The organism is Pseudomonas sp. GM49 (assembly GCF_000282355.1).
Lineage (GTDB): Bacteria > Pseudomonadota > Gammaproteobacteria > Pseudomonadales > Pseudomonadaceae > Aquipseudomonas.
In genome coordinates, this window is the sequence record NZ_AKJL01000150.1 from 46801 (window position 1) to 56721 (window position 9921).

The 9921-nt window shown below is 59.9% G+C and carries 11 protein-coding genes; 6 read left to right on the forward strand and 5 right to left on the reverse strand.

All coding sequences use genetic code 11. The features are described from left to right. Positions 1-6 precede the first annotated feature (6 nt). The 4 genes from PMI29_RS14960 to purM all read right to left on the reverse strand — a co-directional run bounded on the left by PMI29_RS14960 (position 7) and on the right by purM (position 2995). The gene (locus PMI29_RS14960; RefSeq protein WP_007998097.1) at positions 7-423 is read right to left on the reverse strand and encodes an OsmC family protein; all 417 of its coding nucleotides are present in this window, start codon (positions 421-423) and stop codon (positions 7-9) included. A gap of 141 nt (positions 424-564) precedes the next feature. After that, on the reverse strand, positions 565-1278 hold the full coding sequence (locus PMI29_RS14955) for a DUF3108 domain-containing protein (protein WP_007998100.1): 714 nt from the start codon (positions 1276-1278) through the stop codon (positions 565-567). Between the two features lie 8 nt (positions 1279-1286). Further along, positions 1287-1937 (reverse strand): phosphoribosylglycinamide formyltransferase, encoded by a 651-nt coding sequence (gene purN, locus PMI29_RS14950; RefSeq protein WP_007998102.1) that lies wholly within the window; start codon positions 1935-1937, stop codon positions 1287-1289. After that, positions 1937-2995, reverse strand: coding sequence for a phosphoribosylformylglycinamidine cyclo-ligase (purM, locus tag PMI29_RS14945; protein WP_007984558.1), 1059 nt, complete (start codon positions 2993-2995; stop codon positions 1937-1939). Before purM ends, purN begins: the two co-directional genes overlap by 1 nt. A gap of 386 nt (positions 2996-3381) precedes the next feature. On the opposite strand from purM, the gene PMI29_RS14940 reads away from it, so the two are divergent. The 6 genes from PMI29_RS14940 to PMI29_RS14915 all read left to right on the forward strand — a co-directional run bounded on the left by PMI29_RS14940 (position 3382) and on the right by PMI29_RS14915 (position 8726). Next, positions 3382-4428, forward strand: a complete 1047-nt coding sequence (locus tag PMI29_RS14940) for a DUF2066 domain-containing protein (RefSeq protein ID WP_007998104.1) — start codon at positions 3382-3384, stop codon at positions 4426-4428. Positions 4429-4464: 36 nt separating this feature from the next. Beyond that, positions 4465-5538 carry an AI-2E family transporter gene (locus tag PMI29_RS14935; RefSeq protein WP_007998106.1) on the forward strand — a complete coding sequence of 358 codons (1074 nt, stop codon included), beginning with the start codon at positions 4465-4467 and terminating at the stop codon, positions 5536-5538. A gap of 230 nt (positions 5539-5768) precedes the next feature. Beyond that, a complete protein-coding gene (gene hda / locus PMI29_RS14930) occupies positions 5769-6473 on the forward strand; it encodes a DnaA regulatory inactivator Hda (RefSeq protein ID WP_007998108.1) in 705 nt (234 codons plus the stop codon). A 222-nt stretch (positions 6474-6695) separates the two neighbouring features. Continuing rightward, positions 6696-7343 (forward strand): C40 family peptidase, encoded by a 648-nt coding sequence (locus PMI29_RS14925; protein ID WP_007998111.1) that lies wholly within the window; start codon positions 6696-6698, stop codon positions 7341-7343. Positions 7344-7508: 165 nt separating this feature from the next. Beyond that, on the forward strand, positions 7509-8045 hold the full coding sequence (locus PMI29_RS14920) for a C40 family peptidase (protein ID WP_007984549.1): 537 nt from the start codon (positions 7509-7511) through the stop codon (positions 8043-8045). 18 nt (positions 8046-8063) lie between these two features. Next, complete coding sequence (locus PMI29_RS14915) at positions 8064-8726, forward strand: class I SAM-dependent methyltransferase (protein WP_007998113.1); 663 nt, start codon at positions 8064-8066, stop codon at positions 8724-8726. 58 nt (positions 8727-8784) lie between these two features. Here the strand turns inward: PMI29_RS14915 and PMI29_RS14910 are convergent. After that, the coding region (locus PMI29_RS14910) for a PQQ-dependent sugar dehydrogenase (RefSeq protein ID WP_007998115.1) at positions 8785-9921 on the reverse strand (1137 nt) is incomplete at its 5' end.

Below are 9921 nucleotides of genomic sequence, written 5' to 3' on the forward strand. Positions count from 1 at the left end.
TTGCCGCTATTGGCTGAACGCGCCTTCGGACAGGTGAGTTTCGATGCTGACTTCAGACGTGGTCATCAGCTTGTGGATCGGGCAGCGATCGGCCACGCGGTGCAATTCATCGCGCTGGGCGTCGGTGAGTACGCCCTTGAGGGTCAGTTTGACGTGCAGCGCGTACAGGCCCTTCTGTTCCAGGCTGTTGTCGCGCTTGACCTCGACGCCGACACCGGTCAGCGGGATGTCCTTCTTCCTGGCATACAGCTTCAAGGTCAAGGCTTTGCAGGCACCCAGCGCGGCATCGAAATAATCGTGCGGCTCCGGCGCCGAGCCCTCTCCGCCAGCCGTGACGGGCACGTCGGCGAAGAGTTCATGATCATCGATCTGGACGCTGTGGCGAAAGCCTTCGGCAGAAACGGTGTTGACAGTAACGGTCATGGGAAACCTCGCGGGCGACAGGAAATCTCATTCGATCAAAAAAGACCTTGAAGGTATAGAGCCATCGCGCTTGTCGGCGTTCCAATTTTCGAACTCACAAAAAAGCCCCGCAATGGCGGGGCTTCATGGTATCGATCCGGATCAGCTGCCTTTGACTTCCTTGCCGTTGACCGTACCGTTCAGGAGCATGATGTTGTACTCCTTGCCGTCGGTTTCGACCTGTTGCAGGCGGACCAGCAGGTAATCCCAGTCCTTGGCGAACCACATCACGGTGATGCGTTTGTTTTGTGTCGGGTCGCGCACACGTTCAACCTTGATCGCATCGATCTTGCCAGCCTTGGTGTCGACTTTTTCCGTGCCCAGCACGCGGAAGTCATAAGTATCGACATCACTGCCATCGACCACCTGATAGGTCATGCTTTTCTTGCCGATGGCAACGTCTTGCTGCAAAGCCAGCTGATAGCTGGATTTGTCGAGCATGCCACGGTTCAGTGGAACCTTCACTGCGTCACCGCGATCGGTGCCGGTGATCATTTTGGTGTTCCAGTCGAAGTCCAGATCCGACTTCTTGGCCTTGCCCAGGCCGCCACGTTCAAAGTGGTACGACTCTGGAAGAAGCGTGTCCTTGTCCAGTGTCAGGGTGCTTTCCTCGGACAGGCTGGCGATCATCATCGACGCCTTGAAACTCAGTTTCCATTTGCCGTCGCTGGTTTTTTCGAGGCTGCGCTCGGCAGTGCCGCTCATGGGCAGCTGTTTCCAGTCGGCGGTGTAGCTGGCGGAGAAAGGTTGAAGGTCTGCCGCCTGGGCGAAGGGCAAGGCGAGCAGAGCGCAAGCGAAGAGCAGGGCGCGACGCATAAAATCTCCTAGTTTCGAATCAAGTGGCCGCTGGCCGCGAGTAACTGTCCATCCAGTAAAGCACCTTGCTCGCCGAGGGCCAGACGACCTTCGGCAAACCAGCGGACGGCCATCGGGTAGATCAGGTGTTCCTGAACATGGACCCGCTGCGCCAGACTCTGCGGCGAATCCTGTAACTCTACCGGTATTACAGCCTGTACGACCAGTGGTCCGCCATCGAGTTCCTCGGTGACGAAGTGCACGGAGCAGCCATGCTCGGTGTCGCCAGCCTCCAGCGCGCGCTGATGAGTGTGTAACCCTTTGTATTTGGGTAGCAGCGAGGGATGGATATTGAGCAGGCGACCCTGATAGTGGCGTACGAAGCCAGCGCTGAGAATGCGCATGAATCCGGCCAGTACCACGAGTTCGGGATTGAAGGCGTCGATCAGTTCGATCAGCGCGGCGTCGAAGGCCTCGCGACCTTCGAAAGCCTTGTGATCCAGGGTGCGGGTGTCGATACCCGCGTCCCTGGCACGTTGCAGGCCGTAGGCGTCGGCGCGGTTGGAAATCACCGCAGCGATGCGGACCGGGCTGTCGCCGGTCCGCGTGCTGTCGATCAGGGCCTGCAAGTTACTGCCGGTGCCGGACAACAGCACCACGACATCACAGGTCTTAGGCATCAGTGAGCCTTGAGGTTCTTCAGTTCTACCTGAGCCGCGCCTTCGGCAGCGGTGGAGATCTGGCCGATGACCCAAGGCTGTTCGCCGGCTTCACGCAGGACGTTCAGCGCGGTTTCAACGTGCTCTTGAGCTACGCAGATGACCATGCCCACGCCGCAGTTCAGCACGCGGTGCATTTCGTTCTCGTCAACGTTGCCTTTCTCTTGCAGCCAGTCGAACACTGCCGGGCGGTTCCAGCTGGCCACGTCAACCACAGCCTGCGCGCCTTTTGGCAGAACGCGCGGAATGTTGTCCAGCAGGCCGCCACCGGTGATGTGGGCCATGGCTTTGACAGCGCCGGTTTCCTTGATCAGCTTGAGCAGCGGCTTCACGTAGATGCGGGTCGGGGCCATCAGTAGGTCGGTCAGCGGCTTGCCGTCGAGCTGGGTGTTTTCGATGTCGGCGCCGGACACTTCGATGATCTTGCGGATCAGCGAGTAGCCGTTGGAGTGCGGACCGGAAGACGGCAGGGCGAGCAGGGCATCGCCGGCAGCGACTTTGGAGCCGTCGATAATTTCGGATTTTTCCACGACGCCGACGCAGAAGCCGGCCAGGTCGTAGTCTTCGCCTTCGTACATGCCAGGCATTTCAGCGGTTTCGCCGCCAACCAGCGAGCAGCCCGACAGTTCGCAGCCAGCGCCGATGCCGGTCACAACCTGGGCAGCGGTATCGACGTTCAGTTTGCCGGTGGCGTAGTAGTCGAGGAAGAACAGTGGCTCGGCGCCACACACCACCAGGTCGTTGACGCACATGGCAACCAGGTCGATGCCGATGCTGTCGTGCTTGTTCAGGTTCAGTGCCAGGCGCAGCTTGGTGCCGACGCCGTCAGTACCGGAAACCAGCACAGGCTGCTTGTAGCCGGCCGGGATTTCGCAGAGGGCGCCAAAACCGCCCAGGCCGCCCATGACTTCCGGGCGCGCAGTGCGCTTGGCGACGCTCTTGATGCGTTCGACCAATGCTTCACCGGCGTCGATGTCTACACCGGCGTCCTTGTAGCTCAGGGAGGGTTGCTTGCTCATGATCCAGGCCTTTAGGGGGGGGATTTCTGGGTAACGACCGAGTCCGTCGGGAGCGCCGAAACTGCGTAGGCGAGAACCATGCGCGCTATTCGGACACTGCCCGGCTGTTGCCGGTCTGCGAAGGCGCGCGATTTTATCAGGCTTGAGCCGCAGCGGCCATCCTCAGGCCGACAGCAGGGCCATATCCGCTCAAAAAAACCATAAAAGCGCGGTGTCGGTGGCATCCTGCATCGCTGTATAAGGTATCGCGATTAACGGTCTATCGTTATGACAGTGCGAAAACTTACCCGGAACGTGTGAATGTTTTGCGTCGGGCAGTGGTCACAGCCTTGCTCGATCGTCTTCATGCGGTCTGTTTCAGCCGCTCTTGTCGTCAGGAATCTTCCATGCGTTTTTGTAAATTCTTGCTTGTGAGTTGTTTGTCAGTGGTCAGCCTGGTCAGTCATGCCGAAACTGTCAAAGGCCTTTATCAGGTGCGCGAGCCAGTGAATGGCCAGTCGCCCGAGGAGCGCGATCAGGCGACTCAGCGTGCGTTGGACACATTGGTATTGCGCCTGACCGGCGACCCCAAGGCCGCTCAAAGTCCGGGGTTGGCAGCAATTCGCAAAGACCCGCAACAGATCATCAGCCAATACGGCTTTGATGCCGGGCCGCCGGAAGTCCTGAAAGTCGATTTCGATCCGGGTACCACCGAGCAGGCCTTGCGCCGCGCCGGCCTGGCCATGTGGGGGCCCAATCGGCCGTCGATCCTCGGCTGGTGGTTGAATGATTCCACCGAGGGTTCCAGTCTGGTGGGCGACGGCCAGGCCAGCGCGGCGCCGTTGCGTCGGGCTGCCCAGCACCGTGGCTTGCCATTGCGCTTGCCATTGGCCGACCTGAACGAACAGATCGTCGCGACCGCGCCGAATCTGGAAGGCGCAGATCCCGCGCCTTTGCATGCTGCATCGGAACGCTACAACGCCGACGCCTTGCTCGCGGTACACGCCCAGGAAGAGGGCGGGCAATGGCAAGCCAAGTGGCGTCTGTGGCTGGGTGATCAGAAAGAGGCCGGCACCGTGCAGGGCGCCGATCAGGCCGCCGTGGCCGATGCGGTGATGCTGGCGGTCAACGAGCGCCTGGCACCGCGGTTTGTCGCCAGGCCCGGTGCTTCGAGCGAGCAATTGCTGGAAGTGCAAGGCATGAATCTTGAGCACTACGCGTCGCTTGGCCGTTTGCTGGAGCCCTTTGGCGGGCGCGTGCAAAGTGTCGAGGGCGACCGGATCCTCTATCGGGTCAATGGCAGCGTCGATCAGCTGCGTGCACAGCTGTCGCTGGCCAGGCTCCAGGAAACGCCGGCGGGTCAAGCACCGGCCGCGCCCGTTCAGCCCGCTTCCGGCGGTTCGGTGCCTGCCGCAGCGCCGGCCCCAACCCCGCAACTGCGTTTTCGCTGGTAGTTTTTCTTTCTTTATATAGAAGCAATGGAGTGGTTCATGGCCGATACGCGGCGTTGGTTCTGGCTCGGTGGGGTGGTCCTGCTTTGTGCGTTTGTCTGGTTGTTGCATCCGATCCTGACGCCGTTTCTGGTGGCACTGCTGTTGGCCTACCTTTTCGACCCGCTGGTGGATCGGCTGGAGAAGGCAGGCTTGTCCCGAACCTGGGGTGTCGTGGCGGTGTTTACCCTGTTTGCATTGATCCTCACCACGCTGCTGTTGGTATTGGTGCCGCTGCTCGCCAGGCAGTTGTTTCGTTTGTATGAGCTGGCCCCGCAGATGCTCGACTGGCTACAGCACACGGCGTTGCCCTGGGCGCAATCGAAGTTCGGCTTGTCGGAAGGTTTCTGGAAGTTCGACAAGCTCAAGGCCGCCATCAGCGAGCATATGAGTCAGACTTCCGATGTTGTCGGCGTGGTGCTGAGTCATGCCACTGCCTCGGGGCTGGCGTTGATTGGCTGGTTGGCGAATCTGGTGTTGATTCCGGTGGTGAGCTTTTATTTGTTGCGGGATTGGGACTTGATGATGGCCAAGATCCGCAGCCTGCTGCCCCGCGATCGTGAAGAGCGCGCGGTATTGCTGGCAGGTGAATGCCATGTAGTGCTCGGAGCGTTCATTCGCGGACAATTGCTGGTGATGGTGGCCTTGGGTGTGATCTACGCGGCTGGCCTGATGCTGGTCGGGTTGGAGCTGGGCTTGTTGATTGGCCTGATTGCCGGTTTGGCGGCCATCGTGCCATACATGGGGTTTATCATCGGCATTGGCGCCGCGTTGATTGCGGGGTTGTTCCAGTTCGGCGGTGATCTTTACCCGATGCTCGGCATCGTCGCGGTGTTCATGGTCGGCCAGGCACTGGAGGGTATGGTGCTGACGCCGTTGCTGGTCGGTGACCGGATTGGCCTGCACCCGGTGGCGGTGATTTTCTCGATACTGGCCGGTGGTGAGCTGTTTGGCTTTACTGGCGTGCTACTGGCATTACCAGTCGCGGCGGTGATCATGGTGCTCGTGCGCCATGTGCATGATTTGTATAAGGATTCTGAAGTTTACGGCGGTGTCGACGAACCGCAGCTGTAGGGGGTGTCGATCGGCAATGGCAGGCTGCCCGGGTTCGTGCCAGGTCAGCCTGCTTGCTTCACGCGACTGTCACATGCACCGCCAAAGAAACTGCCATAAAACCGGTGCATTAACGCAAACCTTTGATTTTGCTTGTGGTCTGTCGCATTGTGCGGCCCGGCTCACGGGTATAAACTTCGCAAACTTTACACAGAGGCCACTAACGGTTCCTTTGGAACTGTTCAGTCAGCATGAAACCGATTCAGCTGCCCCTAGGTGTGCGTCTGCGTGACGACGCCACCTTTATCAACTACTACCCAGGCGCCAATGCCGCTGCACTCGGCTATGTCGAGCGGCTGTGCGAAGCCGACGCCGGCTGGACCGAGAGCCTGATCTACCTTTGGGGCAAGGACGGGGTAGGGCGTACGCACCTGTTGCAGGCCGCCTGCCTGCGTTTCGAGCAATTGGGGGAGCCGGCGGTGTACCTGCCGTTGGCCGAGTTGCTGGATCGCGGTACCGAAATCCTCGACAACCTGGAACAGTACGAACTGGTCTGCCTGGATGATTTGCAAGTGGTTGCCGGGCGAGCGGACTGGGAAGAGGCGCTGTTTCATCTGTTCAATCGCTTGCGCGACAGCGGCCGACGTTTGCTGATTGCCGCCTCGACATCACCGCGCGAGTTGCCGGTGAAGCTGGCGGATCTCAAGTCCCGCCTGACCCTGGCCCTGATCTTTCAGATGCGCCCGTTGTCCGATGAGGACAAGTTGCGTGCACTGCAATTGCGCGCATCCCGTCGCGGGCTGCATCTGACCGACGAAGTCGGGCATTTCATTTTGACTCGCGGTACCCGCAGCATGAGTGCGCTTTTCGAGCTGCTCGAGCGTCTCGATCAGGCCTCCCTCCAGGCTCAGCGCAAGCTGACAATCCCGTTTTTGAAAGAAACCCTCGGCTGGTAAACCCGCTGAAGCCGGGGCCTTTAGCGAGTTCGGCATATCTCAGGCGCCAGAAACCCCGCTTTCCTGCCAGGTTGCAGGCTGCGCGTATGTTTAAAATGGGCTTAAGCGCTTAGATGTAAACGAGAAACGGATAAGTCACAAAAAGATCGATTGAATTTGCAAATGAGGTTGATAGCGGGCATAGTCTCGGCTTCTTTACAACTTTCAGCCACGGTCGTGCCCATGCTAAATCGCTTCGCACCCCTCGTGCCTCTCGCACTCGTTACCCTGTTGTTCGGTTGCGCTGCCCACACTCCGGTGTCCCAGCAAGAGCAGCAACAGCAGGCCAGGAATTCTGCAACTGCCCAGTCTTCCGCTCTTTACCAGGACGCTTTTTACCAGGAAGAGAAGGCTACCGAAAATGAGCTCGCAGACTTCGCCGGTGGCAAGTCCTACCAGCTTCCGGTCCTGGCCGACAGCATCCTCGAACGCGGCATGTCCCTGATCGGTACCCGTTACCGTTTTGGCGGTACTTCTGAAGCTGGCTTCGATTGCAGTGGTTTCATCGGTTACCTCTTCCGTGAAGAAGCGGGCATGAACCTGCCACGCTCCACCCGCGAAATGATCAACGTGGACGCTCCGCTGGTCTCGCGCAGCAAGCTTGAGCCGGGCGACCTGCTGTTCTTCGCAACCAACGGCCGTCGCGGTCGCGTCAGTCACGCCGGGATCTACCTGGGTGACAACCAGTTCATCCACTCCAGCAGCCGCCGCAGCGGTGGTGTGCGCATCGATAGCCTGGGTGACAGCTACTGGAGCAAGACCTTCATCGAAGCCAAGCGCGCCCTGGCGATGGCACCTAACGCGTCGCCAATCGTCACTGCACGTAAATAAGCGGACAATATGTAGGGCGAACTTAAAGTCTTACTTGAAGTTTGTCGCGTAGCCGCTAGAATCTTGATCTACAAATGATGGCAAACCGCCTGCGTCTCACGCAGGCGGTTTTCTTTTCTGCGCTCCCCGCAGAAAAAGCCGCAGCCAGATCAGGATGCTCTGCTTATGACGACGTCGGCCCGCCTCGCAATCATGTTCTTCGCAGCGCTGCTCAGTGCCTGCGCCAGCCGCACACCGCCTCCTGCGCCGGTGGTTCGCGCTCCCATCGTATTTGGCTCCTCGCAAGCGTTTTCGCCCGAAGCGGAAGATGTGCTGTTTCGCGCGCTTGGTCTGGTGGGTACACCCTATCGCTGGGGTGGCAATACGCCGGATTCCGGATTTGATTGCAGCGGCCTGATCGCCTACGTGTATCGCGATGTCGCCGGTATTTCCTTGCCGCGCACCACTCGCGAGATGATCTCCATGCAGGCGGCGAGCGTGGGCAAGGAAGGTCTGCAAACCGGTGACCTGATTTTCTTCGCCACCAATGGCGGTTCCCAGGTCAGTCATGCCGGCATCTACGTGGGAGAAGGCCGTTTCGTCCACGCGCCGGCCACCGGCGGCACCGTGAAGCTCGACAGCTTGTCCAAGGCTTATTGGCAAAAAGCTTATCTGAGCGCCAAGCGTGTTCTGCAGCCTGAACATCTGGCGCGCAATCCGTAACTTCCGGAGCTGGTGGTCATGACTGCTCGCACGCTGAATCTCGACGACGCCCTGTACCAATACCTGCTCGATGTTTCCCTGCGCGAAACGCCTTTGCTCAAGCGCTTGCGCGATGAGACCCAGGCGCTGCCAATGGCACGTTGGCAGGTGGCGCCGGAGCAGGGGCAGTTTCTCGCCTTGCTGGTGAAACTGACGGGGGCCAGACGCTTGCTCGAAGTCGGCACCTTCACCGGTTACAGCTCCCTTTGCATGGCGGCGGCATTGCCCGCTGACGGTTCGCTGATTTGCTGTGATATCCCCGGCGACTACAACGCCACCGCGCGGCGGTACTGGCAGGAAGCGGGGCTCACCGGGCGGATCGACCTGCGACTGGCACCGGCACTGGAAACCCTGGCCGAGCTTGAGCGACAAGGGCAGGGCGAGTCGTTCGACCTGGTGTTCATCGATGCCGACAAGGCCAACTACCCGAGTTATCTGGAACACGCCCTGCGATTGCTGCGGGTCGGTGGGCTGGTGGTGTTCGATAACACGCTGTGGAGCGGACGCGTGCTGGAAGTGAGTCCCGAAAGTGCAGACACCCAAGCTATCCAGGCACTCAACAGCGCCTTGAAAGTGGATGCGCGGGTGGATCTGTCGTTGTTGCCTATCGGCGATGGATTGACGCTCTGCCGCAAGCGCTGACTCCTGTAGGAGCGAGCAAGCCCGCTCCCGCATTGGGTAGAGGTTGGCAGTCGGGAGTTTATTTAACCGCCGAAACCCGCCACACCTTGTTCCCCACATCATCGGCCACCAGCAGGTCGCCTTGCTGGTCGATCACCACGCCTACCGGGCGACCCATCGCTTGTTCCTTGTCGTTGAGGAAGCCGGTGAGCACGTCAACCGGTTTTCCCGCAGGTTTGCCGGTGCTGAATGGCACGAAAATCACTTTGTAGCCACTGTGGGGTTTGCGGTTCCACGAGCCGTGCTGACCGATGAATGCCCCTTGCGTGAATGGCGCCGGCAGCTTGCTGTTTTCGGCGAAGGTCAGGCCCAGTGATGCCGTGTGCGGTCCGAGCGCGTAGTCCGGGGCAATGGCCTTGGCCACCAGGTCCGGGTTTTGCGGCTCGACGCGAATGTCGACATGCTGCCCGTAGTAACTGAACGGCCAGCCATAGAACCCGCCGTCCTTCACTGAGGTGATGTAGTCCGGTACCAGATCGCTGCCGATTTCGTCCCGTTCGTTGACCGCGGTCCACAGCGCGCCACTGTGCGGTTCCCAGGCCATGCCGTTGGGGTTGCGCAGGCCGGAGGCGAAGATGCGGTGCTGGCCGCTGACACGATCCACTTCCCAGATCGCTGCGCGACCTTCTTCCTTGTCCATGCCGTTTTCGGCGACGTTGCTGTTGGAGCCCACGGTGACGTAGAGCTTGCTGCCGTCCTTGCTGGCAATGACGTTTTTGGTCCAGTGGTGATTCAGCGGGCCGCCGGGCAAATCGACCACTTTGACGGGTTGCGACTTGATCGCCGTTTCGCCGGTTTCATAGTGGAATCGCAACAAGCGATCAGTATCGGCAACGTACAGATCTTTGCCGACCAGTGTCATGCCAAACGGCGAGTTGAGGTTTTGCAGAAACACGGTTCGGGTTTCCGCGATGCCGTCGTGATCCTTGTCCCGTAGCAACGTGATGCGGTTCGGGCTGGGCACGGTAGAGCCGGCACGCCCCATGACTTTCTTCATGACCCAGCCGCGAATGCCATTGCCGTCTTCGGGTTTGGGTGGTGCGGCGGTTTCCGCCACCAGCACATCGCCATTGGGCAGCACGTAAAGCCAGCGCGGGTGATCCAGGTGTTCGGCAAAAGCGGCCACTTGGGTGCCATTGGCGGCGATGGGCTTTGC

What these genes read in the sequence shown, in the direction of transcription:
- PMI29_RS14915 (WP_007998113.1), top strand. Translation starts at nt 8,064, where the DNA reads ATGACTGCTCGCACGCTGAATCTCGACGACGCCCTGTACCAATACCTG.
- PMI29_RS14960 (WP_007998097.1), bottom strand. Translation starts at nt 423, where the DNA reads ATGACCGTTACTGTCAACACCGTTTCTGCCGAAGGCTTTCGCCACAGC.
- PMI29_RS14955 (WP_007998100.1), bottom strand. Translation starts at nt 1,278, where the DNA reads ATGCGTCGCGCCCTGCTCTTCGCTTGCGCTCTGCTCGCCTTGCCCTTC.
- PMI29_RS14935 (WP_007998106.1), top strand. Translation starts at nt 4,465, where the DNA reads ATGGCCGATACGCGGCGTTGGTTCTGGCTCGGTGGGGTGGTCCTGCTT.
- PMI29_RS14925 (WP_007998111.1), top strand. Translation starts at nt 6,696, where the DNA reads ATGCTAAATCGCTTCGCACCCCTCGTGCCTCTCGCACTCGTTACCCTG.
- purM (WP_007984558.1), bottom strand. Translation starts at nt 2,995, where the DNA reads ATGAGCAAGCAACCCTCCCTGAGCTACAAGGACGCCGGTGTAGACATC.
- hda (WP_007998108.1), top strand. Translation starts at nt 5,769, where the DNA reads ATGAAACCGATTCAGCTGCCCCTAGGTGTGCGTCTGCGTGACGACGCC.
- purN (WP_007998102.1), bottom strand. Translation starts at nt 1,937, where the DNA reads ATGCCTAAGACCTGTGATGTCGTGGTGCTGTTGTCCGGCACCGGCAGT.
- PMI29_RS14940 (WP_007998104.1), top strand. Translation starts at nt 3,382, where the DNA reads ATGCGTTTTTGTAAATTCTTGCTTGTGAGTTGTTTGTCAGTGGTCAGC.
- PMI29_RS14920 (WP_007984549.1), top strand. Translation starts at nt 7,509, where the DNA reads ATGACGACGTCGGCCCGCCTCGCAATCATGTTCTTCGCAGCGCTGCTC.